This is a genomic window from Aquimarina aquimarini, assembly GCF_900299535.1.
Lineage (GTDB): Bacteria > Bacteroidota > Bacteroidia > Flavobacteriales > Flavobacteriaceae > Aquimarina > Aquimarina aquimarini.
In genome coordinates, this window is sequence record NZ_OMKE01000039.1 from 158,346 (window position 1) to 183,200 (window position 24,855).

At 32.0% G+C, this 24,855-nt stretch carries 23 protein-coding genes; 4 read left to right on the plus strand and 19 right to left on the minus strand.

The genetic code is table 11. The features are described 5' to 3' along the window. Nucleotides 1–9: 9 nt before the first annotated feature. The 3 genes from DG508_RS16330 to DG508_RS16340 form a co-directional block, all read right to left on the minus strand. Nucleotides 10–1,032, minus strand: coding sequence for an SDR family NAD(P)-dependent oxidoreductase (locus DG508_RS16330; RefSeq protein WP_199912801.1), 1,023 nt, complete (start codon nucleotides 1,030–1,032; stop codon nucleotides 10–12). A 38-nt stretch (nucleotides 1,033–1,070) separates the two neighbouring features. Next, entirely contained in the window at nucleotides 1,071–2,831 is a 1,761-nt protein-coding gene (locus DG508_RS16335; protein WP_108869172.1) for an alginate export family protein, read from the minus strand. Nucleotides 2,832–3,206: 375 nt separating this feature from the next. Then, on the minus strand, nucleotides 3,207–6,257 hold the full coding sequence (locus tag DG508_RS16340; RefSeq protein ID WP_108869173.1) for an ankyrin repeat domain-containing protein: 3,051 nt from the start codon (nucleotides 6,255–6,257) through the stop codon (nucleotides 3,207–3,209). A 401-nt stretch (nucleotides 6,258–6,658) separates the two neighbouring features. Between DG508_RS16340 and DG508_RS16345 the strand changes: the two genes are divergently transcribed. Beyond that, nucleotides 6,659–7,765, plus strand: a complete 1,107-nt coding sequence (locus DG508_RS16345; protein ID WP_108869174.1) for a bestrophin family protein — start codon at nucleotides 6,659–6,661, stop codon at nucleotides 7,763–7,765. Between the two features lie 53 nt (nucleotides 7,766–7,818). Here the strand turns inward: DG508_RS16345 and DG508_RS16350 are convergent, their stop codons facing one another. Both DG508_RS16350 and DG508_RS16355 read right to left on the minus strand, forming a co-directional pair. Continuing rightward, nucleotides 7,819–8,853, minus strand: a complete 1,035-nt coding sequence (locus DG508_RS16350; RefSeq protein WP_108869175.1) for a bestrophin family protein — start codon at nucleotides 8,851–8,853, stop codon at nucleotides 7,819–7,821. A gap of 71 nt (nucleotides 8,854–8,924) precedes the next feature. Next, nucleotides 8,925–11,102 carry a S9 family peptidase gene (locus DG508_RS16355; protein WP_108869176.1) on the minus strand — a complete coding sequence of 726 codons (2,178 nt, stop codon included), beginning with the start codon at nucleotides 11,100–11,102 and terminating at the stop codon, nucleotides 8,925–8,927. A gap of 480 nt (nucleotides 11,103–11,582) precedes the next feature. Here DG508_RS16355 and DG508_RS16360 point away from each other — a divergent pair, with 480 nt between their 5' ends. Together DG508_RS16360 and DG508_RS16365 are read left to right on the plus strand one after the other, a co-directional pair. Then, the gene (locus tag DG508_RS16360) at nucleotides 11,583–11,843 is read left to right on the plus strand and encodes a hypothetical protein (protein ID WP_159090873.1); all 261 of its coding nucleotides are present in this window, start codon (nucleotides 11,583–11,585) and stop codon (nucleotides 11,841–11,843) included. Continuing rightward, nucleotides 11,843–12,694, plus strand: coding sequence for a hypothetical protein (locus tag DG508_RS16365; protein WP_108869178.1), 852 nt, complete (start codon nucleotides 11,843–11,845; stop codon nucleotides 12,692–12,694). Before DG508_RS16360 ends, DG508_RS16365 begins: the two co-directional genes overlap by 1 nt. A gap of 84 nt (nucleotides 12,695–12,778) precedes the next feature. On the opposite strand, the gene DG508_RS16370 is transcribed toward DG508_RS16365, so the two are convergent. Next, nucleotides 12,779–14,221, minus strand: a complete 1,443-nt coding sequence (locus tag DG508_RS16370; RefSeq protein ID WP_108869179.1) for a nicotinate phosphoribosyltransferase — start codon at nucleotides 14,219–14,221, stop codon at nucleotides 12,779–12,781. 199 nt (nucleotides 14,222–14,420) lie between these two features. On the opposite strand from DG508_RS16370, the gene DG508_RS16375 reads away from it, so the two are divergent. Continuing rightward, the gene (locus DG508_RS16375; RefSeq protein WP_108869180.1) at nucleotides 14,421–16,118 is read left to right on the plus strand and encodes a tetratricopeptide repeat protein; all 1,698 of its coding nucleotides are present in this window, start codon (nucleotides 14,421–14,423) and stop codon (nucleotides 16,116–16,118) included. 90 nt (nucleotides 16,119–16,208) lie between these two features. On the opposite strand, the gene DG508_RS16380 is transcribed toward DG508_RS16375, so the two are convergent. The 13 genes from DG508_RS16380 to DG508_RS16440 form a co-directional block, all read right to left on the minus strand. Then, nucleotides 16,209–17,267, minus strand: coding sequence for a hypothetical protein (locus tag DG508_RS16380; RefSeq protein ID WP_108869181.1), 1,059 nt, complete (start codon nucleotides 17,265–17,267; stop codon nucleotides 16,209–16,211). A gap of 190 nt (nucleotides 17,268–17,457) precedes the next feature. Further along, nucleotides 17,458–18,198 carry a metallophosphoesterase family protein gene (locus DG508_RS16385; RefSeq protein WP_108869182.1) on the minus strand — a complete coding sequence of 247 codons (741 nt, stop codon included), beginning with the start codon at nucleotides 18,196–18,198 and terminating at the stop codon, nucleotides 17,458–17,460. 21 nt (nucleotides 18,199–18,219) lie between these two features. Then, entirely contained in the window at nucleotides 18,220–18,762 is a 543-nt protein-coding gene (locus DG508_RS16390; RefSeq protein ID WP_103866147.1) for an RNA 2'-phosphotransferase, read from the minus strand. Further along, the gene (locus DG508_RS16395) at nucleotides 18,746–19,309 is read right to left on the minus strand and encodes a 2OG-Fe(II) oxygenase (protein ID WP_108869183.1); all 564 of its coding nucleotides are present in this window, start codon (nucleotides 19,307–19,309) and stop codon (nucleotides 18,746–18,748) included. Before DG508_RS16395 ends, DG508_RS16390 begins: the two co-directional genes overlap by 17 nt. An 11-nt stretch (nucleotides 19,310–19,320) precedes the next feature. Next, entirely contained in the window at nucleotides 19,321–19,833 is a 513-nt protein-coding gene (locus tag DG508_RS16400) for an O-acetyl-ADP-ribose deacetylase (protein ID WP_108869184.1), read from the minus strand. 210 nt (nucleotides 19,834–20,043) lie between these two features. Beyond that, nucleotides 20,044–20,679, minus strand: coding sequence for a DUF4291 domain-containing protein (locus tag DG508_RS16405; RefSeq protein ID WP_108869185.1), 636 nt, complete (start codon nucleotides 20,677–20,679; stop codon nucleotides 20,044–20,046). After that, nucleotides 20,679–21,503 (minus strand): TIGR02452 family protein, encoded by an 825-nt coding sequence (locus tag DG508_RS16410; RefSeq protein WP_108869186.1) that lies wholly within the window; start codon nucleotides 21,501–21,503, stop codon nucleotides 20,679–20,681. The genes DG508_RS16405 and DG508_RS16410 overlap by 1 nt, the downstream gene beginning before the upstream one ends. A 22-nt stretch (nucleotides 21,504–21,525) precedes the next feature. Further along, nucleotides 21,526–22,074: an NADAR family protein gene (locus tag DG508_RS16415; RefSeq protein WP_108869187.1), complete on the minus strand. Its 549-nt coding sequence runs from the start codon at nucleotides 22,072–22,074 to the stop codon at nucleotides 21,526–21,528. Then, nucleotides 22,071–22,529 (minus strand): nucleoside 2-deoxyribosyltransferase domain-containing protein, encoded by a 459-nt coding sequence (locus tag DG508_RS16420; RefSeq protein WP_108869188.1) that lies wholly within the window; start codon nucleotides 22,527–22,529, stop codon nucleotides 22,071–22,073. Before DG508_RS16420 ends, DG508_RS16415 begins: the two co-directional genes overlap by 4 nt. Next, nucleotides 22,529–23,350 (minus strand): ribose-phosphate diphosphokinase, encoded by an 822-nt coding sequence (gene prs / locus DG508_RS16425; RefSeq protein ID WP_108869189.1) that lies wholly within the window; start codon nucleotides 23,348–23,350, stop codon nucleotides 22,529–22,531. Before prs ends, DG508_RS16420 begins: the two co-directional genes overlap by 1 nt. Before the next feature lie 126 nt (nucleotides 23,351–23,476). Beyond that, nucleotides 23,477–23,746 carry a DUF3552 domain-containing protein gene (locus DG508_RS16430; RefSeq protein WP_108869190.1) on the minus strand — a complete coding sequence of 90 codons (270 nt, stop codon included), beginning with the start codon at nucleotides 23,744–23,746 and terminating at the stop codon, nucleotides 23,477–23,479. Nucleotides 23,747–23,850: 104 nt separating this feature from the next. Continuing rightward, nucleotides 23,851–24,531 (minus strand): NUDIX hydrolase, encoded by a 681-nt coding sequence (locus tag DG508_RS16435; RefSeq protein WP_103866139.1) that lies wholly within the window; start codon nucleotides 24,529–24,531, stop codon nucleotides 23,851–23,853. 55 nt (nucleotides 24,532–24,586) lie between these two features. Next, on the minus strand, nucleotides 24,587–24,808 hold the full coding sequence (locus DG508_RS16440; RefSeq protein ID WP_159090874.1) for a hypothetical protein: 222 nt from the start codon (nucleotides 24,806–24,808) through the stop codon (nucleotides 24,587–24,589). Between the last annotated feature and the right edge of the window lie 47 nt (nucleotides 24,809–24,855).

The following is a 24,855-nucleotide window of genomic DNA, read 5'->3' on the forward strand; positions in this document are numbered from 1 at the left end:
GTTATAAATTCAATAGGAAGTAAACCCTCCATCTGTAGCATAATTTGCTCCAGTAATGTTTGATGCTTCATCAGATAACAAAAATAACATTACTGCTACTTGTTCTTCTGGAGTAGCATCTCTTTGATTAGAGTCAGTATACTGTAACAAGCTTTTTGTTTTGATATTTCCCATTCCAACTGCTCCTTTACTAGCCTTAACTTTGGCCATAACTAGTTTATATGCACGTTCTACCATTGGTGTAGCAGTATTTGCCATGCATACAGAGTTAATTCGTATGCCATATTCTGCATAATCAATAGCTGCATTTTTGGTAAGCCCATTAACAGCATGTTTACTAGCTACATATGAAGGTGTTCCCGAAAACCCACGTAAACCAGCTACAGAAGCTACATTTACGATAGCACCTCCTTGATTTTGTGCTACCATTTGCTTTAGTTGTTCCCGCATGCACTTAAATACTCCTGTGGTATTTACTCGCATGACGACATCCCAATATTCATCTGTGGCTTCATGACACCTACTAAATGTAAGGTGTTTTTGTTTATCATAATCTATAGCATCTCCTGGAAAAATAGCATCCATCACTCCCGCATTATTTATGGCATAATCTAATCTACCATATGATTCTACTGCTGTTTTTACCATTTCTTTACAGGTCTCATTGGTAGAAACATCCCCATAAACAAATTTGGCAGTCCCCCCTTGCTTATTTATTTCTTGAATTACGGTACTTCCTTCATCCTTTAACCAATCTACTCCCACTACATTTGCTCCTTCTTTAGCCGCTCTTCTTACTGCGGCTGCTCCCATACCTCTAGCACAACCAGTTACAATAATTGTTTTTCCTTTAAAGCGATCAGAAATAAAATAATTTGGATTTATTGGGGAAACGTCTGTATTATCAGTAGTATCTTGTGTAGCTATTCCAGCAATAGTTTCTGGTGTATTTGGATCATTAGTACAACTTATACCAGCCGTAGCACCTATGGTAGCTAAAGTGGTGTTTTTTAACATATTTCTTCGGTTCATGCCTTTCGTTTTTATAAGTTAGTGAGTGTGATTTAATTCTATAATGCATATCGTATAAACAACATAGTACTCCACCAATTAGAAGCTTTCTGTTCTAGGTTTCTTTCTACTGCATCCCCAGGAAATGTTGCTGCTACATGCCCTTGAATAAAAATTTTACGGGACATGAATACTTTAAAAGTCAAATTTCCTTCGAATCCATAATCTTTTGATTCTAGAAATGATAATGCAGGGTTACCTCCTAGGTTTGTTTTACTATCTGCTCTAAATAGCCAAAACTGAGGTACCAATTCTAGCTTTGGTTTTGGGCGTAAACGTAGTTGAAATCTATGAGCAATAACATTTGATATTTGTACTACTTTAAAATGATTTATTCCTTGTACCCATTGTTCTCCCGTTCCTCCAGATAATAATGGATCCCAACGTTCAAACCTATCTGTATTTATATCATCTCCAGAAAAATGAGCATGACGATAACTAAATGTGGGTTTCCAAGGTAATTTTGAAAAATTCCAGCCTATTTCTCCAAAAAAACCATAAGCATGCATTGGGAAATCTGTATTTGTTTGTATTCCCCCTTCTCCAGCCAAGAACATCCCTGAATGTCCAGAAGGTTGTGGTTGCCATCTAAAACGTGCATCTATAACTTGAAGCCCTTCTCTACTCAAAACTTCTGTAGGTGTAAAATACCCATATTCAGATTTTGGTACATACAAAAAACTTCCTCCCAGAGAAACTCCTGTAAATGGTTTTACTTCTGCATTGACCCCCATAATTCTTGTTTTGGAATCTACAACAGGTAATTCATCTGGATCTAAATAAAAGAATTCAAGTAAGTTATTATTATATTTTATACTACCGCGGGCGAGCATATCTGTAGCCCATCTTGGATTTGATTGTAGTGATGCTCGTTTGCTTCCATTTGCAGAAGTATTTACGATAAGAAACCCTTCTCCCAGTGTAAATCGTTGTCGCCCTGCAGATGCATTTATTACAAGACGATCACCATTGCTCCATGTTTTACCTGTTATTAAACCAATATATGCATCTTCAACACCTATATAAGCTCTAGATTCATTGGTAAAAAGTTCATTTCCTGTTGATCCGCTTATTATTGTACTAAAACCACCATACAGATGCAGGTTCTTATATAAAGGCGTAATACCGTATACTCCCAGATGAGTAAAACCTTCTACCCAATCTTTATACCCTTTTCCTGATGGTCTTCCAGAAACAAGCGGATTACCATCAAGAAGTGCATCTGGATCACCATACCAAGCATCTGTATTACTATAATGAATGGCTAGTGCTTCTAATTTTAATCTAATAAATGTACCTCTAGAGTCATACAGTCTGGGTAAATCTGTTATTTCTTTTGTTTTCAAAAAACCTTTTTCTGATAACTCCCCTACATCAGTTCCTATTACCACATAAATAGTAAGAATTACGCCACCAGTAGCACCAAATTGAGGTTCTATCATAGTGGATGCTATTCTAGAATCACGACGTGATAAGGATAAAGAAAATTCAACCTGATTTCTTGAAAATTTATTATCTGGAAATACATTTAAATCTTGTCGTACTTTTTCTTGAATTCGATTATTGAGAATTGAATCCTTTGATGGATTAGAAATGATTATTTGTACTTCTTCAATTCTTCTATTATCATATGGGTCTATAGTACCTATTCCTTGCGTAAAAGCGGTAGTATATACAAATACAATAGTTATAAAAATTAGAATTGTCCTTAGTATAGAAAATGTTTTGAGATGATCTGGCGATGTAGAAATTTCACTCATACTAAAAAGCTATCGTAAATTGCATTCAAAAAGCACTTTACCTATTGATATTACTTAAATATACAAAAAGGCAGGCTTTCAAAACACACTTTAACTCAACAAACACCTTGATTAATAGTATTTTAACATAAGGAAATCTTAATTTTAACAAAAAAACAACTCCCCCTTTATTGAAAAACATATAATCACAAATGTTTTGAAAATTTGTGGGTATCTCAAAATAACCCAAAAACAAAGACTGCCTAAATTACTTTTTAGACAGCCTCATTCTTATTTTATTATTCTTATCTCCCTATGTTTATTAGACTAGTGATAGATCGTAATAATTATATTTTATATTCTGGTCGAATGACTCGATAATACTTCTTACTTTTTTTATTGAACAATACCCTCAAATTCCCAATTGATCATTTCATCTGGATCATTATCTATGATATATCTACCCACACTACGGTGAAACAGTATTGTTGGTAAATGCTCTTTCAACCGAAAGAATAATGCTCCATTAGCTTTCTCTGCATCTATTACAAGTTCACAACGTATCCAATCCTTTGGTTTATTTTCTTTAAATATAGATTTAGGAAAAGCGCCACAAGCAATTACATCTAAAAGATTTATTGCGAAATAATCTTCCCATACGGTTCCATCTTTTTTACTTTTGATGCTCACAGGAAATGTTTGTATGGTATCTACACCAGCCTCTAGAAGCAAATCAAGAAATTTTTTGGATATAACAGGGATTTTACCACTATTAAAATCACGTATTGTATCTCCTGCTTTTGCGTTGGTAACAAATACTATTGGAGTATCCATAGGCAATTCAACTTTATTTCCTGATAAGAAATCTATTTTACCTAATACTTCTTCGGGAGCTTTAATCCTTATTTTTGAATCTGAAGAAGTGTCTTCTTTCAAGATAAAATAATTATTTTTACCATAAGGTGATTGCTCTTTTAGCTTTTTAAAATACATCACCAATGCCTGTGCTTTTGATGTATATAAACGTTCTATTACTTTTCCTTCTTCTCCAATAGTTCCTGTTGTGTAACTTACTTCATGTTCTTCATTTTCAAAAGAAAACGTTCCTGTATTGTAAAAGGCTTTTACATTGATTTTCTTAAAAGTTTTAGATTCAGAATCTTCTGCGTATTCTTCTAATTCTATGGTATTTTTATGATCCTGATTTAGTACAAACAGAAATAATTCATTTGCATGATATGCTGTAAAATCGCTCTCGTTAATAAAATCTTCTTTGGTATATTTACGTTCTAAAGCATTTATAACATATGGTAACATTTCGTGTATGTCATTTGCTAATGCATACATACAGGCAATATTAAAATTCATCACTCCTTTTTCATGCTTAGATTCTGTACATATACTAAAAAAAGGACTTAAAACTTCAATACCTTCTTTTATTTGATTACTAGCACAATAAGCTACAATAAGATTGGCTATAATATTACTTGCTAATGCTCTTTCTGGTTGAAAGTTTTTCTTATGTATTAAAAATAAATCGATACTTTCCTGAGCCTGACCAAGTCTTATAAGGCTCATAAAAAGAATATTTAATGATTTGTTATTGGATTCTAGTGATAGCGCACGTTTTGCATATTCTAAAGCTTTTCTATAATTCGCTTCTGAGAAATAATGTGCTTGGGCTAGATTAAGGATAATGATAAACTCTTCAGGATACTCTGCAATGATCTCTTCTTCCATTTCAACAAGTTGATCCCATTCTTGTTTGGAGGCACATCTTATAAACTTAATTTTAAGAAGCTCTCTTTCGGGTGCAGTTGCACCAGCCTGAGTCAATATATCAATCAACATAGCATTAGCACCCTGATGTGCTAGCATTAGAGGGTTCTTACCATTACTAGGCATTGCATTTACATCTGCAGCAGCATTAATAAGTAATTTAGTAATTTCTACAGCTTCATTTTTTACTGCATAATGAAGTGGCATCATACCTTTTTCCCAACCCTCTTCATTTAAACTAATATTTGGGTTTGCCATATGCTCTAAAAGAAGTTTTACTACATCTATATACTTTTGATTCTCTCCTTTTGCATAAGAGCATACGCTCCTTAATATAGTATCCCCTTTACTATCTCTATGGTTTACATTTACTCCTTTTTTTAATAATACTTCTAAAAGGTCTTTGTTTTCATCTACAAAGAATAATAAGTTCTTGTTTGATTCTTTAGCTATATAATCAATCGCTATTATATCTGTTTCTATACCTTCAATTAATAGACCTATATGTTCTTCTGGGTTCTTAAAAAGCTCTTCTATATTAAATTGGATTCCTTTATTTTTAAATAGCTTAACAAAGGATAAATCATTTTTTTCTAATGTTTTCTCAAGTACTTTTTCGATTAATTGCTCATCAAATAGTATTTCCTGATCAAGTAGTTCTTCTATTTTTAAGAGGTTAAATTCTTCAATTGCATCAAGTAAGACTTCTTTTTTTTGTTTATTTTCTTTTATACGTTCAATACCCTCAACAATAGTATCATTGGTAGAATCAACCTCCAAGATTCCTTTTAATAAGGTGTCAAAATACTCCTCGTCTACATATTCTTCTTCTTCATATTCTTTTTTATAAGCTTCCAGAATATCTAGTATCTTTTGTTGGATGTCTTTGTCATCTGTATTATGTAATGCATGAATAAAAAGACCATCCATCTCATCACTATGAAGCATATCTCTTGAAATATTTTTTAATAATTTCAATAATGCTTCTGATTCGAATTTAGGAAAAAAGGTATCTATTAATTCATCTTGATTGGTACTACTCCAAAATCGATGACCCGCATCATAATACTCACAAGCTTCAAAAAATTGGTCTATAATAGCTATTTGTGCCTCTAGATCTTTTCTTTTAATAATCTCTTCTACTACAAGACTTGTAGCTTCAAAATTAAAATAAATATTCTGTAGTGTCATCTTAAACACATGTACTAATGATGATGACGAAAGAGCACTCATATGCTTTTGTAGAAATTCATCTAGTATAGGAGTTGTTACCAACTCTTCATCTTTCATCTCTATCTCAAGAAATTTAACAAAAGGATGATCATTTCTGTTATCATAGATATCTACAAGGTTTTTTAAAGTAAGAAGGTTATTCTCAAATTGAACTATATCTTCAGTTTTTAACCGTTCTATGGCAATAGAAAAGACAGAAAGCTCCTCAGGTTGTATTTCTTCTTTATATCCTTGTTCTAGTTTAATATGAATAAGGCTATTTACTTCTTTCTGTAAAGTTTCGCTATCTTCATATTTCTTTATTTCGAACGTTACTGTTTGTTCTGATGTTCCAGTAGTAATAATACTGATATTTTTTTTTGATATAATAAGACAAAAATGGGTGTTTTTATCTTTCTTAACTACAAGGTATTTTTGTAAATCATTTTTAATCATAATATGCTATTTTACTCACTAAGTGAGGTTTTAATGTTCCTAAGCTTGCCTCAAAATTAAAGGTTGGTTTCAAACGAATTCTTGGCTTGCCCCGAAGTTCTTTATTTTAAACAATTGATAATATACCATACAGGTATGGCTGCTTTTAATAGCGGGAAAATAGCTTTTTATAATAAGATATTACCCCCTGAAAACAGGGGTAATATCAATTCATAATTTATCTTTTATGTTTACTTAAATCATCAACTTCTCATATACAACACTTCTTCAGGAAAAAACACAATCGTTTTTTATGTATGGAAATACTCAAAATATCCTAAAACTAATACATTCCTATTAATATTTCTTTTTTTGTACATTGTCTTTTAAATAGTTATACTTTTCTTAAAAACACAACTCACATGCTTACTAGAAAAAATTATCCTTTACGAGCTATGTTACTATGGACTCGTAGAAATATTTATGTATTTATTATTCTTTCAGCTATACCTGTTGTTTTATATACTCAACTACATTGGTATTGGTTGCATCTACCATGGTTACCTATCGGAGTTTTGGGTACCGCGGTAGCTTTTGTTATTGGTTTTAAGAACAATGCATCTTATGATCGTTTATGGGAAGCTCGTAAGATTTGGGGAGGTATTGTAAATACTTCTCGTTCTTTTACCATTATGGTTAATGATTTTATCACAAATGAGCATGCTATCAAAAAACTATCAGATGAAGAATTATTTTCTATAAGAAAAAAAATGATACTTAGACATATAGCATGGATGACCTCTTTGCGCCATGCACTACGAACTCCAAAACCATGGGAGGTTTCTATACGTAATAAAGCTGATAAAGAATATATGAAGCGTCATAAAGTACGAGAGCGAACTTATACTTTAGAAGATGAATTAGAAGGATATGTTTCTAATGATGAAAAACAGTATATTTTAAGTAAAAGAAATAAGCAAACTGCATGTATAAATCTACAGTCTAAACATTTAAGAAATATAAAAGAACAAGGGTTAATCTGGCAGTTTTCATACCTGGAAATAGAAAAAATATTAGTAGAATTATATACGCTCCAAGGTAAATGTGAACGGATTAAAAATTTCCCTTACCCTAGACAATTTGCCACACTGAATTATATTTTTGTATGGATATTCATATTTCTATTACCATTTGGAATGATGAATGAGTTTGATGAAATAGGTATAAAAATTGTTGAGAATATGAATCAATATAAACCGTATCCTATTGGAGGATACCACTATATTATTGAATTAATAGGTAAACATTTCGTTTGGTTTACTGTACCTTTTAGTGCTATTTTATCGTGGGTATTTCATACAATGGAACGTATTGGCGAGTCAACAGAGAACCCTTTTGAAGGTAACCCTAATGATGTGCCTATAACAACTATGTCTAGAGGTATAGAAATTGATATCCGACAAATGATTGATGATGATGAAAACAAAATCCCTGAACCTGAAAAAGAAAGGTTTGATACACAATTGTAACATGACAATATACTTGGGGTATAATTCCTTTTCCTGAGTATATTGTTTCTATATCACATTAATATTCCTTTTTTTGCTTCTATGGCAGGTGGTAAATCGGTTTCTTCTAGGATTTCTCGTAAATCTATCTCAATTATTCTACATAAAGATAACATAGGGATATCATTGGCCATTCCTTGAAATGGGTTTTCTGAATAATCTCCTACCACCTCCATCATTACATAAATCCAGCCTATTAACGTTGCAATAGGAATGGATAACCAGATTCCAAAATTTGTTAGTTTCATTAACTCTGGGATCATACTAAACGGTAATAGAAATATAAAAATTGCAACAAAGTACCTACTCATATTGGCATACTGCCGGGGTAAAGGAAACTTTTTTATTCTTTCATTTTTACCTTGTAATGTATAAAAGTTTTTTAACAAGTTTACCATTTCCATATGGCGAAAGTCTTCTATCACACCTAGTTCTCTCAATTTCTTTAAATCTCTGGATTGTTCATTAATTATCTGAGTAGCTGTATTTACATATCCAATTAATCGATCGTATTCTTCTGGTGGTAAAAACAATTTAAGTTCGGTACGGGTTACTTCATCATCTACTAAACCAATCCCAAATTTTCTTTGATACATTTTTGCTGTCTTAGCAATATGCCCACTTTGACTTATATGTTCCCAAGGGGTAGCAACCAAAAGTTGACTTCTATGTGCATATAACCAACCTATGTGGCGATATAGTAATCTTTTTTTAATCCCTTTAATTTTATCTTCTGATATCTTTTTTTCTGTAAATTGATTTGTAATAAATCCATCTACCATCATTCCCCAGGAACGACTATCATTAACAATTCCTCCCCAAATTTTACGAGCCTCCCACATTCTGTCATAGGCTTGATTATTTTTGAAACCAACATAAAAGGCAACAGCTGTACCAATAACTGATACAGGTAACCAAGGAATAACAATGTTTATAATTTTAAAATAATACAATGTTGTTATCAAACTCATAAAAATCAATAACCAGATAATATGATGCCCTGACCATTTTATCAATTTCCCTACACTAATTCCTTTGGTAATTATCATGTTGCTAAATATATAAAAAAGAAAACTACCGTTGATTTACGGTAGTTTTCTTAAAAAAAATGATAAATTATCTATTTTTTTATTCCTTCTAGATCCATCATAAATGCATAATTTAAGGCTGTACGTTTATAACGCTCAAAACGACCTGATGCGCCACCATGACCAGTTTTCATATCACAATCCATAATCAACAGATTATCATCGGTTTTGAGTTCTCTAAGTTTTGCTGTCCATTTGGCAGGTTCCCAGTATTGCACTTGGCTATCCCAATAACCTGTAGTAATCATAATATTAGGATATTCCTTTGCTTCTACATTATCATAAGGTGAGTAGGATTTCATATAATCATAGTACTCTTTATTTTTTGGATTTCCCCATTCATCAAATTCAAATGTGGTCAAGGGTATTGTTTCATCCATCATAGTAGAAACTACATCTACAAAAGGTACGGCGGCAACTACACCATTCCATAATTCTGGTTTCATATTTAGAACGGCTCCCATTAATAATCCTCCGGCACTGCCTCCCATTGCATACATATGTTTAGGGCTCGTATACCCTTTTTCTACCAAAAACTCTCCACAATCAATAAAATCAGTAAATGTATTTTTCTTTTTTAGTAGTTTTCCATCCTCATACCAATGTCTACCCATTTCCTGACCTCCTCGTATATGTGCTATTGCATATACAAAACCTCTATCTAATAAACTAAGTCTATTGGATCTAAATGTTGGTTCAGAACTACTACCATATGATCCATAAGAGTATAATAATAGTGGAGTTGTACTACTTTTCTCGATTCCTTTTTTATATACTATCGAGATTGGAACTTTAACACCATCTTTGGCTGTAGCATATACCCGTTCTGATACATAGTTATCTTTAGAAAAATTAGGATCTAACACCTCTTGCTCTTTTAGCACCACTTTTTCTTTGGTATCCATATTATAATCTATAGTACTACTTGGAGTAGTCAAAGAGGTATATACATATCGTAAAATATTGGTATCAAAATCAAGGTTATCACGCAAATAAGTAGCATACGCAGGATCATTAAACTCTATGTAGTGATCGTCGTCTCCATTCCATTTCATTGTTCTTAGGGTACGTAATCCATTTACACGCTCTTGTAATACCAAATGTTCTTTAAACACTACAAAACTTTGTAGTAAAACATCTTCTCTATGGGGGATTACATCTACCCAGTTTTCTTTTGTTGTAGCCGTAATTGGTGTTTTTACTAAACGAAAATTTCGTGCGTCGAGATTGGTTCTGATATAAAAATGATCTTTATAGTGATCTACACTATATTCTAAATCTTTTTCTCTTGGTTGAATAACTTTCCAATCGTCATTAGGGGTATCTGCACTTACATATCTATATTCTGTTGATAATGTTTGGCTGCTACCTATCATTATATATTTACTAGATTTTGATTTAAATACAAAACAAAGATAAGTTTCATCTTTTTCGTCAAAAACTAATACATCTTCAGATTGTTTTGTTCCTAAGATGTGTTTGTAGATTTTATTCTGTCGTAACGTTACAGGGTCTTTTGAGGCATAAAAAACGGTTTTATTATCATTTGCCCATACAATATTACCACTTGTATTTTCTAATCTATCCGATAGTAATTCTCCAGACTCTAAATTTTTAAAATAAATTGTATATCGACGACGAGAAACTGTATCAACACTATAAGCTAGCAGTGTATTGTTTGTACTTATTGTACGAGTTCCTACTGCAAAATATGAGTGGCCTTTTGCTAATTTTGGCCCGTTAAGTATGATCTCTTCTTTTGCTTCTTTATCAGTAAGTTTTTTACGACAGTATAAGGCATAATCCATTCCTTTTTCATATCGTGTATAATATGAATACCCATTATCATTATAAGGTACAGAAGCATCATCTTTTTTAATTCTCCCAACGATCTCATTATATAATTTTTCCTGAATACCTTGTGTATGTTTCATTACACTATCCTTGTAGGTATTTTCTGCAATCAGATAATCTAATACGTCTTGGGTTTGTGCGTCTGGAGTTTCAGCATTCTTTTGTGCATCACTTAAACGCATCCAGAAATAATCATCTACACGTGTGTCACCGTGCGCTTCTAGTTTTTTAGGTATTTTTTTGGCTACAGGAGCTTTTATAGATACCTGTTTTTTTTCTGCCTGTTTTTTTTCTTTGGAACATGCCATAAAGAGTACGGTAGTTATTAGAAATAAATAAATGGTATTAGTTTTCATAAAATGATTGATCTATTTTAAATCTGCTTATTTGCTTAATGAGTATTGTTATTTATTGAACTCACTTGACTTTCTATTTCCTAAAAAATGGCTAAAATCCACTCATATTTCGTTACTTTTCTTACCCGTAGCGCTGCTATGGCTTTCAAAAAGTGCCTCATCTGATCAAATTTCAATTCATTTTCGGTTAAAAATAGAAATTGTATGAATATTCTTTATTTTTTTAACGAAACCTTATCATCTTACCCCCTATTTATTATCAATTATGGCTTCTAATACTTAAAAAATAATTGATTTTCACTTCTTATGTTAAATAAATACTAATCAAAAATCATACAAATATTCAATCACTAATTTTTAGTAAATTTCAATACTTATTACCATTTTAACTGGTTATTTTTCAATTATACCTATCACCAAATAATATTATGTTTGAATACACTATGTATTCTTTAAATACTATAAACTACTAACTATTGTATGATGACAAAAGAAAATTTAATTGAAGTAATGATCTATCATGCTAAAAATCTGACTGATACTGATACTGATATTACAAAAGACACCATTCATAAAGATGTATTGAATCGTGATGTGGGTGTAACTTCATTGCAAGCCAAAAGATTATATAAAGGATTTATTCGATATACTTTATTGATAAATGATCGAGAAGATAAACCTTGGCCAAAATCATGGTTTGACAAATCATTGGAAGATCTTGCTACTAAATTATTAGACTAATGGATTTAAAAAAAACAACCCTAATTACTATATTGATTCTATGTTTTCAGTATATATCGTATGCGCAGGATGAAAAGCCTATTACAATATCATTATCAACCATAAAAACAGAATTAAAAAATAATGCAATTAGTTATGCTTTTGATTTTTTTGATAAAAAAATTGATGAGATAGCTACAGAAATGATACGACCAAAAGGTTTTTGGTTATTAGCTCCTGATTTGACCATGAGATCTGGAGGAGAAGATGCTTTTTCTAGTATTGATCTACAGGCAAAAGCTACCTATGTTCCTGTAAGAGTTGTAGAGGTTGGAGGAACCCCTACAGGGTGCTCTGATTGTACTTTACACCTTATTCATTTTGCTGCTGGAGTAGAAACCAATAATGATTTTACTATTCTTAATAGTATTGCAGAAGTTGGATATGAACCCCTATTTAGTTTCAATAAAAAAATGCCTAAAATCATTAAAGAGACTACTAGTATTGCAATCTTTGCTCAAGGAGGGTATAAATTTGATTTTATTAATGCTGAGGACATCAATGTGGGTGGAGATAAAGATGAAAGTGAAGAAGATATAGAAGATCCTATTTTTAGAGCGAAAGGAGTTTTTCTATTTGATAGCAAAAAATTATTTGAATTAGGAACTTTTAAATTTAGCATTGTGGGAGATGCTACAGGATGGTATGATATTCTTTCTGATGATTTTTATCACCGCATTGCTGGAAACTTTAGAATGACCTTGACCAATGATGATACCATGGCTATTGATTTGAAATATGAGAATGGTAGTGGTGCTCCCAATTTTAACCAAGGAGATCAGTTTGGACTTGGTTTGACAGTAAAATATTAATTTCTTCTAGATAATTGTATAAAAAAAACAGCACTTGTAGCAACGAACTACAAGCGCTGTTTTTATGTTTTTTTGAGTACTATATTATGATAATCGTTCTCTTATTTGTTGTAATGTATCATCAACAACCAATTTACCATCTATAAACACTGTTTGCAAAAGCCCTTCTTCTTCCTCTGCTTTGGTTACCTGATCTTTATAAACAATCTCACCATTGTGTTCGTATAGTTGAATACGACCTTTTGCAGATTTTTTGGTACCGTCATCGGTAATAGGATCTTTAAAAATTTCTCTTCCTTCTCCATTCACTTCTACATATGTTGCTTTCATAGCAAACCCAAAAGTATCTCTAGTGTTATATTGATATGTAAAACTACCGATTCCTAAAACTACATTGGTAGAGGCAAATCCTTTTTGTTTTAGACGTTCACATATTTGTGTAGCTCTCTCCAGTGTAATACTATCACCATAAATAGCTCCTATCTTAGGATCAAGCACTTTATAGCCTTGTTCGTTTATGGTTCCTCCAAACTCATCCCATAGCAATTCTATTACACCTTTGGCTACGACAGGGTTTTCATGCTCACATCCACAGATTATATCTACTGGATCTCCAGAATCTGGTCTTATTACTAGTTTACCATCACGTTCTAGTATTTCTTGTTTTAATTGTGGCAAGTACTCTGTAAGTACTTTCCATAAATCCCAGGTATCAGATACTACAGACAGGATTCCTGTAGGATACGTATCTAGTAGCCTTTTGAATGTACCTATCTCATCATCTTTACTACCTGCACACATAACACTATGCTCTGTTGCATTCACACTACCTATCACAAGTTCTTTGGTTACATCAGCATTATAAAAAACCTCATATGCTTTGGCTACTGGAAGGGTATCACTCCCAGAAAACGATAATGCATGTCCCATTCCACTTAGTAATGACGATTCTGTACCAGACATTCCTCTCATGGAGAAATCATGACCCTGCCAGGTTACAAATTCCTGATTTGCCTGATCCGTTTCTTTTGCATATTGATTTAGTATTTTTTTGTATTGTTTTGCAATGGTTGCAGAAGTGCAGGGTTGCCAGATAATACAAGATAATAATGTCTCTAGGTAGTTTGTCAACCAAAAAAACTCTGGTTTGGTATTGACCATTGTAAACATAGGTACTCGTATGGGTACTTCTGTGCCTTCTGGTATTGCTTTTATTTCTATAGGTAAATATCCCAAGTCATGCAATGCTGCTATGTGAGCTATATCATAATCAACTCCTAGGTAATGGTCTACATATTTTTTGTATTCTGCTGTTACTTTTACTTTGGGTTGTTCAAAAAACTCTTGATTAAATCGTTTGATCAAATATTCCTTGACAAAATATTGTAATCCAAAAAATACTACTTTATCAACTCCTTCTACTCTACTCTTACGTGGTGTCCAATTAGAATATACCAAAGTAGTTCCTTGTGGATATTGTTCTTTGTGACCTAATTTATAACCGTCTGTTAATAGTAATGGATTCATACTTAAATTTATTTTGCGTTAATCATACGCAAATATATATTATTTTTTCGAGTAGTCAAAATAAATAAGTTTAATTTATAAATTTTTGAATAAAAATAAAGGCTCATTATTTTAGAGCAAAATACTTGTAATTTTATTTAAAAAAAAATAATTTTGACAGCATACAAAACTCAACTTAGGCCTATAAAAACAAAATCATATGATACGGCTACTTCTTTTTTTATCTACTTTTTTTATTGTCTTTAATTTTTATGGGCAACGACAGAAAAAAATAGATAAAATAATTGTCAAAGGGCGTATATATCAAAATGCGTATGTTTATAAACAAGATCCTATTGCTCCAAGATCATTTATTGATCCTTTAACCCCTTCAAAAATTACAAATTTTCATAGGAACTCCCAGTATCGTGTTCTTTCCTATAAAAAAAGGACAATTAAGAATAAAAAAAGTGGTTCTTCTTCTACGTATGTTATTGAGTTCAGTTTCTTGCCTGAGAATGACCTAAGTTATTTCTTTGAACGTTTTTCGAATAAAGCATATTACGAAACAAAAGCTACTGGATTACTACCTTTTTTTAAAAAAGAAGGACAATTTGTTTTTGAAAATTTTGAAACATCTGCTTGGACTGGAGAGGTTCAAAATGGGAAATTACATGGTAAAGGTGTTGGAATGATCAATTATGATAACAACCCTATATTTTTTGAAGGTGTATATGACCAAGGAATTCCTGTAGGAGAGGTATTTGTACAATTTGTTCACATTAAAACAAATTACAATCGTACTGGTTTTAGTTTAAGAAAAAATATTGATAAATATAAGGTAGTAGTAGATAAGGATGGAAATTTTAAACTGGAAGTCCTTCAAAAAGATATTAAAAGAAATACTCCTATAGTTACTAAAGTAGATGGGCAAATCAATTCTTCTGGAATTGTAAAATTAAACTCCCATAAAAAGTCTGAACAGTTTTATCACGATAAAGCGATGACACTAGTAAGAGAAAAAAAGCTTGATGAATTAAAAAAATTAGCTGAAAAAACTCATTCATATGGTTTTCCTGAATCGTATTATCTAGAAGGAATATATTATTTGCATTCTGATGAGTTTTTAGCCAACTCTTCTGCAGAAAAACAATTTAAGCTTGCTTTGGAAAAGAATGTACATCTGGCAAAATTCCAATTAGCAAATTTATATCTTAACAATGATAATTTGGATAAGGCTGAACGCTATTTTGATCTATTTTTTGGAGAGACCAAAAAAAATGAAAATACCTATTATTTTTCTTATGGAAAATATTGGGAGAAAAGAGGAACTAAGCCTGAATATATGACCAAAGCGGCTGAGAATTATTACAAAGCCTACCAAATAAGTGGTAGTTTGGATGCTCTTTTTATGGCTGCAGCTTCTATCGTAAAAAGTGATGCTCCTGATAAAATGAAAAAGACTTTAGAGTCGACAAATGAATTGGTAAACAAAGGATACAAGATGGCTACTAATATTGATCATCTGTATTCGCATATTGATGTATCCTCAACCGATCTTATGTATCTTCAATGGAATACCCAACGAAGAAAGAACCTGGGAACAGTTTATGAAGGTGATGAATTATGTTTCAGAGGTGGTTTTACTGTAGTTGGCAAAAATGGATTATACAACTTTAATAGTACTGCAGTAATTGAAGCAATCAACCCTAATAATAAAAAGGTAAAGATTAGAATTAAGGAAAATATGACCACTTCTAGTGGATATAAGTATGATTTGTTAATGGCTATGGGTTCAAACCCTATGAGTGAAAATACCAGTGTAAATGGATATGGTGCTACAGTGTATCATTCTTATAATTTTAGTCCGTATGTTTGGATTTCATTAGATACCCCAAAATGGTTTACATGTAAGTAAATATCTATTTATACAGATCTGTTTATTGGTTGTAGCTCATATTTGTTGACTACCTACAAAGCGGTTGTTTCACTTTTATAGCTAGGTTTGTTATTCATCATCTTCAGGATAGAGTGTTTTTACATATGCCTCAAAAACTTCTTGAAATGTATCTACATTAGTCTTTTCTTCTTTGATCTTTTTACTGTCTTTGAATATTTGATAATAGCCTTCTTTTTTATCATTCAAAAAACGAATTCCGTTTTTAATTGTACCATCGTTGTTTGTAACAAAGTACCCCATTATTTTTGAAGAATGATCGTAAGTTCTTTCTTCTATAAAATCTTTCCCAGAAATTAAAGAGTTTTTAAACTGTTCAAAGATCCCCCATTGTTTTTTTGTAGACTGTACATCTATTTGATTAAAAATCCTTAACATCAATTCTGATTTACTATACACTTCTTCTGATGTATCAAAATTTTGATATGCTATTCCTTTTACAATTCCTTCTTCTTCATACATTCTTATATCACTATCTACGGGAAAAACAGATTGGTCTTTATTAACACTTTGTACTCTGGTTAGTATGACATCATTATTCAATAATTCTGCTACTACATTTTGGTTTTTTTGAAAAACTCGAATGCTCTGGTCTTTTTCTCTAAACGACTTGATAGTAATAGCATCATTTTCTTTCTTAAAATGTATTCTATTATAATAATGTACCGCAAAAATATCGACATAAACCCCAATAACGATTCCTTTTTCATACTCTTCTGTTACAATTCTGTCTTTTGCCTTGTATAGCTTTACCCCTGTATAAATTTCATCATTTTTATAAGTAGTTTTTACATTTAATTCTGATTCCATTCCTCCATCAAACATATGCATCACATCTAATGAGTATGTATATTTCTTTATTCCTTTTTCATAATAATCTACTGTAAAAAACTCGTCTTCTCCTTGCTTAAAATACCCTTTGTATGGTTTCTCTTCTTTATAAGTTCCTTCATAAAAATCCTGAGGATTTTCTAAGATTACATAAGAGCTATCTCTTTTAATTTGTTCCTTTTCTTGTGCTTCCATATAATTATATTGAAAAATAACCAGAACTATTACCAGAGTTTTATAAAAAATGCTAGGGGATATTTCTTTTGTATATAAACTCATAATTCTTGATTTTTTAAAAAGACTAAGGTAGAATCATTCATGTGCTTTATACCCCCTGTTTTCAGTTAAAATATAATTTTTTAAAACACTATTTTTGGGTATTAATTACATGTTGAGGAATCATAAAGATATAGTAAAAAAGTGTGTTGTTCTTTTTTTAAGGATCGATTTTTGTCCTGTAATAGTAAGTCTAATTCCTTCCTTTTTCTGTTGGGTATAATGAGGGTAGCGGATCACTTTGCCAAAAATCTTTGGTGTCTATATCTAGTATTGTAAGTTTACCAGTAAAAGCGGTACCTGTATCAATGTTCCATAAGTTGTATGCTTTTATTGGGGTATCTCTATCATGGTGTATAGTAGGTGTATGACCTATATATATTTCTTTATAATGATTTAGTCTTTTGGGTTTGGTTAGAATATCTTCTAGAGTATGCTTGTCTACTTTATCTGCCAATAATGCCGATTCCCACAATGTTCTATCCCAATAGTAATTAGATTCATACTCCTCACGCCCTACTCCATGCATTGAAGTAAATCCTGCATGTAGAAACAATCTGTTATCCTGATCTATATAATAGTTTTGTAGGGTATTAAAAAAGGGTTTATGAGTATATGTATATAGGGATTGATACCCTGATTGGATATAACTGTTTATAGTTTCTTTTCCCCCATGAGCCATCCATATAGGGTCTGTTACTCCTGTTTCTAACCACGATCCACACCAAAAATCATGATTTCCTCTTATAAAAATACAGGTATTTGATTGCGATAGCTCGATTAATTTTTCGATTGTTTCTACTGCTTCACTCCACCCATCTACATAGTCTCCCAAAAAGATCAATGTATCATTGGGGGTTACATCTGCCCTATCTAGCACTTGAAGTAATGCTTTACATCCGCCATGTATATCCCCTATTACTAGCGTTCTCATACTACAATCACTTTACATTTTTTATTTAAAATGAATGTACTCAGGAAGTACGGTATCGGTTAACCAAACACCGTTTTCTGATTGAAAAAACTCAATTCCCTGAGCATACATTTCTCCTGACCTAATAGTTAATATAATAGGTTTTCCTCTTCTTGAACCTACTTTTGTAGCTGTTTCTAGTTCCTCACTAAGGTGTACATGATGTCTATTCATTTTGAGTAATCCCTGCTGCTTGATTGCAGGCATAAATTTTGCTACAGTACCATGATATAAATATCCTGGTGGTTTTATGGGTTTATATTCTAAATCAACGGTTATAGAATGTCCTTGATTTGCTCTTATTTTTGATTGATCGTCATTAAAAGCAAAACGTTTTTTATCGTTGGTATCAACAATTTCTTGTAATATATCTCTATCTAGTTGTGGCTGGTGTTTTTTTACTTTTATTAGTAATTCATCTACATTAGCCCAACCGTTTTGATCTAGTTGTAATCCTATTTTATCGGGATTATGCCTAAGAATAAGGCTTAAAAATTTACTTATTTGTTTATGGTTTGGTTTCATTTTTTAATTTTTTATACATAATATCGCTTCGCAATACGTATTTAACCCCATCCTGTATAGGAGTACTTTCATGTTTTTGTTCGTGGATAAAACATAATGCTTTTCCTTGAACTGGGTGAATGGTAAGGTCATCAAATTTTGTTTTACCTCCTGTAAAGTTATCGTTCAAATAAACGAGAAAAGTGATTCTACTCTCTTCTTCTTCATTTCTTTTAAAACGACCATCTATATGTCTTTTAAATTTTTGCCCAGTATCGTATTTATAAAACCTGAACCTTTCGTTTAATCCACCTATTCTCATATTTCCTACCCGTGTGGGAATAAATGAAGCTAATTTTAACCAAATCTTATCCCTAAAATTACTATCCTCATAAATCAAACGTTCATTATTCCTAACGTTTTTCATTATTTTGGCTCCTGTTGCTAGGCTAACGTCTGCTTCATCATACCCTTTATGCTCGCTAAATAAAATGAGGTCTTCGCACTCTTTTATAGAAAGAAAATTATCTATAGTCCATATTTTATCAGTTATTTTATGAAGTTTCATAGTTTACTATTTTATTCTGATATTAATGTTGTGTACTGCTCAAAGTTTTCTTGATCAAAACATACAAAGATTACTTCTTTTATTATTTTTTGTTGTTTGTATTCTTTAATAGTTTTTATTGCAATTTGTGCAGCTAATTCTTTTGGAAACCTATAAATACCTGTACTTATCCCTGGAAAAGCTATAGTACTTATTTTATTGTCTAATGCAAGATTCATTGTGTTTTTATAACAATCTGCCAATAACATTTCTTTTTCCTTTCCTCCTTGATTCCACACAGGTCCTACTGTATGAATCACATATTTTGCGGGTAGATTACCAGCTGTAGTTATTACCGCTTCTCCTACTTTACATTTCCCTTGTTTTGCTCTGATAGCTTGACATGCTTTTAGGATTTCCTCTCCTCCTTTACGGTGGATGGCACCATCTACCCCTCCACCCCCTAAAAGAGAAGAATTTGCCGCATTTACAATAGCCTCAGTGTCTATTATTGTTATATCTGATTGAATTACTGAAATTTTCATGTTCTATTCAAAATCATACCCATATACCTATATATTATTGTTTAGCAATGCTTCTACTATTATGGATTCTATTTTTTCCCACTTTCCACCCGCTAATCCACAACTTATTCTAGGCATATGTATATTTGCTTCTAATTTTTATGCTTCAACAGCAATTTACTCCTTTAACGTTTGGAGCTGTAGCATCTCCTTTTATGTAATGTGTCATATTCATTTTAACATTAGGTATGTATTTAATTTTTCATCCTCAAAAACCAATGGTTTTTCTTTAGGAATCATGAGTTTATCAATATTTTGAGATTTCACTAATTGATATTGCTCGTTAACAAATGCTGAGATATCTTCGATTTCTATAATATCTTCTTGTGCAAATGATTTTATAAACTCTTTTCTCAACCCTATTTGTATGGCTCTTCGTTCTAGTTTAGCTCCGTATGGATCATGGTCTGGGTCCCACTGCAATCGTATATTTGATTGTTGTATATCTTCTTGCCATGATTCATAGGATGTATACAATTCTGGTTTGAAAGAAGAATATACTGCATTTTTCAGGTATTTTTCAAAAACCTTTTTTTTGAGGTGTATTGCCAAGACTACTTCTTGTCCTTCTTTGGTTCCCCAACCATTACGATACATCATCCATAAAAAATTTGGCTTGATCCATGTCATTCGTTCCAGACTGAATGCTCCTCCGAAATACTGATTCTTTACTGCAAAATTTCCTATTTCAGGTCGATACGACTGGTACACTACAATTTTATCATCATTATATTGTCCCATAATATGATATCCTTGTTGTGGCCACTTTTTTTGTTGTTCTGTATATTTTTCTAATTCTAATTTCATTACTCAAATTCATTTTGAAAAGCTTCTAAAAACTTTTTATTCTTAGCATAAATTGCAAAAACTACTTTTTTGAATACTCCTTTATATTTATTTTTCAACAATTCTGAAAATAATCTGGCTATCATTTTTGGTTCGTTTTGAAATACGCCACACCCCCAAGCTCCCAAAATGAGGGTATCGTGTTTATATAGTGTTGATAATGCTAAAAGTTTATCTATTCGTATCCTCATAATTTCTTCTATTGCCGATATTTTATGAGATTCAAAACGTTTTACTACCCCTGTATTTACTGCGGCAGATGTTATTATAGAACTCTGCAATGGTGTCTCTAGTAATTGACCATTATCTTTTCTAAAAACAGGTACCTTGGGGCTATAAATCATTCCATCTGTATAGATACAGGATTTCATTCCTCTATGTAGTTCATAAAACTCTATTGCCGAAATCTGACAGGGATATAAGCCTGAAGATCTTGCTATACTTTCTTCTTGTGCTTGTGCGCCATTAAAAAAACCACCTCCTGGATTTTTTGCCGAAGCAAAATTTAAACACATCGGGTTATTATATCCTTCTTTTATAAGCCTTTGAACACTCTGAATAGTTGTCTCTTCAACAACTTCAAATGATGTGTCATGGTTGTTAGGCATTTCTAGATCATTTACTATAGTATCTAATTCTTGAGAAGAATAATATTTGGTTCCTTGAACGGCTTCTTCTTGTATTTTGGCAATAGAAACTTTGATACTTTTGTCAAATATATAGAACCCTTGCTCTGTAATTTTAAGGGTTTCTTTTGCTGTTATTTTTCGTAATGTTTTTTGCATTTTTTAATTTCTTTTATAGTCCTCATGGACTTAATTCATCTCTGACTTCCATTAGAACAAACCCTAATAGATTTTGTCCTCTCCACAGGTTAGGGTTTTGTGCTTTTTCATTGCTTTGCCCCATACCAATCCCCCAAATTCTATCTCTTGGACTGGCTTCTACCAATACTTGCTTTTTTGTACTCAACAAAAATTCTTTTAGATCTTTATGTTGAGAAAACTTATATAGGTTTCCTTCTTTTACTATTTGATATTTATGTTGGTTCCAAACTTCTGGGTCAAAATTCTTTACTTTTCTTCCTAGCTGTTTGGCTTCCATAGGGTCATTACATGCTATTATTTGTTTTTGTATATCGGTATCTCCAAATAGTTTTGCTTTTCCTGCCATCATCCAATGTTCAGCTGTTTTATAAGTTTCTTGATCTACTATAAAGGCAGATTTCCACCATTGGCTGAAACAGCTTTTTCCTATACTGCCATCTTTATTGGGTGTATGCCCCCAGAAAAATAGGTATTTGATACTTTTTCCTTTATTGAATTGTTCTTGTATTCCTTGTAATGTGTATTTCATTTCAATTCCTTCTTTACTTTCTCAATTAACTCCTCTATGGTATCTACTTGTTTAATATTGTAATGTTCGCATACAATATCTACATTTCCTTTTCTCCAAAATCCTTTTGGGCAACATACGGTCAACTTTTTACTTTTTGCAAACAGTCCCAATTCTAATAATGTTATGGGGGACTTTGTGGTTTTATCAAAGTACATAATAATCATATCTGCTTGCTCTAATGCTTGTAACTCCCAAGTTACTTGCTCTTTAAATATTGGGTTGCTTATTTCTTGTTTCCAACTACTATCCCAACTTAACCTTCTGGGGTTTAATATTACTATTTCTTCTTTGGTCAGGTTTTGGATAATAATATCCTGCCATTTGGTTGCTTTGTCTCCTTCTATACTTCCTGCTAGAAAGACACTGAATTGGTTGTTTATATTTACTTCTTCTGGGGCTTCTATTACGTTCATTACTGTATGGGTATCTGTACTACTTTTTCTTCTGTAATATCTCTAAAAGAGTTTGTTGTATATACAGTATCAAAACTTTGTTGTACTACTGTTGTTCCTTTACTAAAAATACCGTGACTTACGATTAAACTAAGTCTTCCTGCATTTTTATCTTTAAGTGCTTTTGCTAATCCTAAGAAAGTTCCTCCTCCGTCACATATATCATCTACTATCACACAGTGTTTTCCTTCTAGGTCTTCTTGATATACTGTAAAACCAGATAACTGACCTGTTTTGACATCTCTTTTTTTAGAGCATTCTACTACTTCTATTCCGCCTAGGTATTCAGAAACTTTATAAATCTTTTTTAGTGCTCCTCCATCTGGAGAGATTAGTAAAACATCCTCATTAATTGTATCTAAGCATTGTTTTACAAAGTCATAATTATGAATCACTTTTACATTGTTTAGCAATGCGGGGGTTACTTCAGAATGTGGATCAAAAATGGTTACCTGATCGTATTGTTGCGCATTGATACAATCTGCATATACTTTTACTGATAAGGGTTCTCCGGCTACCATCACTCTATCTTGCCTTGCTGCTGGAAAATAGGGTATAAATACATTTATAATTTTTACATCCATTCTTCTTAGTGCATCTGTTGCAATAAGTAGCAACCCTAGATCATTAAATGAATTGATACGGTGTGTTATGGTTATTTCTTCTCCTATGTTTTGCTCTAAAATTTTTATATGAGGTTCTCCCCCATTAAACACAAAGGCTTCAAATACTATAGATTCTTTATATGGGGTAAATGCTGGATCAAGATGTAAATACTTCATAATTGTGTTATTTTTACGCAAATTTAGAATACTATTTATATTCTACCAAATATTTTGCGTAAAAATTACAATAAAATAAATTCCTTGCTTATATATACCCTATTTATGCTTAAAATATTGACACACTTAATTGAACACTACCTTATATAGTTGAATCTTTATGACACACTTTAATGAACAGTCTCTAGCTTCATGTTGCCCAAGCATTGCTTCACGTTGCCCAAGCATTGCTTCATGTTGCCCAAGCATTGCTTCATGTTGCTCAAGCATTGCTTCACGTTGCTCAAGCATTGCTTCACGTTGCTCAAGCATTGCTTCACGTTGCCCAAGCGTTGCTTCACGTTGCCCAAGCATTGCTTCACGTTGCTCAAGCATTGCTTCACATTGCCCAAGCATTGCTTCATGTTACTCAAGTTTTACTTCATGTATTATTTCACTAAATGGTATCTATAAGAAAGCATAGTTATTATTAAAAAGACAGAGATCGTTAAGAAAAATAACTACTTTATATCAAACAGAAACCCTTCTCTTTTTAGGGTGAAGTATTGTTTTTTATTGAATCTAAAGAGGTTTGCAGGTCTTCCTCTTCCTTCAGATACTTTTTCGTCTAGTTCTTCTAGTATATCAAAACTGAGTATTTTCTTTCTAAAGTTTCTTCTATCTATTTGTTTTTCTAAAATGATCATATACAGTCGTTCTAGATCAGAAAACAGAAATTTATCTTCTAATAAGTCAAACCCTATGGGTTCGTATGTTAGTTTATTTTGTAGTCGTTCTTTTGCTTTTTGTAAAATCATTTTATGATCAAAAGCTAACTCAGGGAGTTTTTGAAGATCAAACCAGGCTACATCTTTGGCATCTGTATCTGCTTTGATTTTATGATGTTCTGGTTTTACCAATGCAAAATAGGTAATACTTATTACTCTATTTCTAGGGTCTCTATCGGGTGTACCAAAAGAATATAACTGCTCCATATAATCTACAGTTACATTGGTTTCTTCTTTTAGTTCTCGTTCTACAGCGTGTTCTAAACTTTCATTTTCTACTACTAATCCTCCTGGTAATGCCCAAGAATCCTTAAAAGGATCAATGTTTCTTTTGATTAATAATACATTTAATGATTTGTCTTTGTATCCAAAGACTACTGCATCTACGGCGACTTTAATATTTTGGCGTATCATATACGCAAAATTATGAATTTAAACTTAAAACTTCTTAGGTATTTATCTCTAAGTTTTAAGGTTTGTTTTTATAAAAACCAAAATTAAATGTAACTGGTTCTGTATATAAATAACTCTTCTTCTCTGAGTCGAATATAATTGGAGCGTTTAGGGATTTCATCACATTGAGTAATCTATGTAGTTTTGTTCTTGAGATTCCGATGTTAGCGGCAAAATCTTCTGGTCTTCCTGTAGCTCCTTCTCTAATGGAATCATCTATACGTCTAATAATTTCCATATTTTTTATAATAAGAGTCATAATTATACTATTTGGTTGTTTTATTT

Bases quoted from the DNA above. Each gene is read 5' to 3' on its own strand.
- DG508_RS16330 (WP_199912801.1), bottom strand. From the start codon at position 1,032: ATGAACCGAAGAAATATGTTAAAAAACACCACTTTAGCTACCATAGGT.
- DG508_RS16335 (WP_108869172.1), bottom strand. From the start codon at position 2,831: ATGAGTGAAATTTCTACATCGCCAGATCATCTCAAAACATTTTCTATA.
- DG508_RS16340 (WP_108869173.1), bottom strand. From the start codon at position 6,257: ATGATTAAAAATGATTTACAAAAATACCTTGTAGTTAAGAAAGATAAA.
- DG508_RS16345 (WP_108869174.1), top strand. From the start codon at position 6,659: ATGCTTACTAGAAAAAATTATCCTTTACGAGCTATGTTACTATGGACT.
- DG508_RS16350 (WP_108869175.1), bottom strand. From the start codon at position 8,853: ATGATAATTACCAAAGGAATTAGTGTAGGGAAATTGATAAAATGGTCA.
- DG508_RS16355 (WP_108869176.1), bottom strand. From the start codon at position 11,102: ATGAAAACTAATACCATTTATTTATTTCTAATAACTACCGTACTCTTT.
- DG508_RS16360 (WP_159090873.1), top strand. From the start codon at position 11,583: ATGATGACAAAAGAAAATTTAATTGAAGTAATGATCTATCATGCTAAA.
- DG508_RS16365 (WP_108869178.1), top strand. From the start codon at position 11,843: ATGGATTTAAAAAAAACAACCCTAATTACTATATTGATTCTATGTTTT.
- DG508_RS16370 (WP_108869179.1), bottom strand. From the start codon at position 14,221: ATGAATCCATTACTATTAACAGACGGTTATAAATTAGGTCACAAAGAA.
- DG508_RS16375 (WP_108869180.1), top strand. From the start codon at position 14,421: ATGATACGGCTACTTCTTTTTTTATCTACTTTTTTTATTGTCTTTAAT.
- DG508_RS16380 (WP_108869181.1), bottom strand. From the start codon at position 17,267: ATGAGTTTATATACAAAAGAAATATCCCCTAGCATTTTTTATAAAACT.
- DG508_RS16385 (WP_108869182.1), bottom strand. From the start codon at position 18,198: ATGAGAACGCTAGTAATAGGGGATATACATGGCGGATGTAAAGCATTA.
- DG508_RS16390 (WP_103866147.1), bottom strand. From the start codon at position 18,762: ATGAAACCAAACCATAAACAAATAAGTAAATTTTTAAGCCTTATTCTT.
- DG508_RS16395 (WP_108869183.1), bottom strand. From the start codon at position 19,309: ATGAAACTTCATAAAATAACTGATAAAATATGGACTATAGATAATTTT.
- DG508_RS16400 (WP_108869184.1), bottom strand. From the start codon at position 19,833: ATGAAAATTTCAGTAATTCAATCAGATATAACAATAATAGACACTGAG.
- DG508_RS16405 (WP_108869185.1), bottom strand. From the start codon at position 20,679: ATGAAATTAGAATTAGAAAAATATACAGAACAACAAAAAAAGTGGCCA.
- DG508_RS16410 (WP_108869186.1), bottom strand. From the start codon at position 21,503: ATGCAAAAAACATTACGAAAAATAACAGCAAAAGAAACCCTTAAAATT.
- DG508_RS16415 (WP_108869187.1), bottom strand. From the start codon at position 22,074: ATGAAATACACATTACAAGGAATACAAGAACAATTCAATAAAGGAAAA.
- DG508_RS16420 (WP_108869188.1), bottom strand. From the start codon at position 22,529: ATGAACGTAATAGAAGCCCCAGAAGAAGTAAATATAAACAACCAATTC.
- prs (WP_108869189.1), bottom strand. From the start codon at position 23,350: ATGAAGTATTTACATCTTGATCCAGCATTTACCCCATATAAAGAATCT.
- DG508_RS16430 (WP_108869190.1), bottom strand. From the start codon at position 23,746: ATGCTTGGGCAATGTGAAGCAATGCTTGAGCAACGTGAAGCAATGCTT.
- DG508_RS16435 (WP_103866139.1), bottom strand. From the start codon at position 24,531: ATGATACGCCAAAATATTAAAGTCGCCGTAGATGCAGTAGTCTTTGGA.
- DG508_RS16440 (WP_159090874.1), bottom strand. From the start codon at position 24,808: ATGGAAATTATTAGACGTATAGATGATTCCATTAGAGAAGGAGCTACA.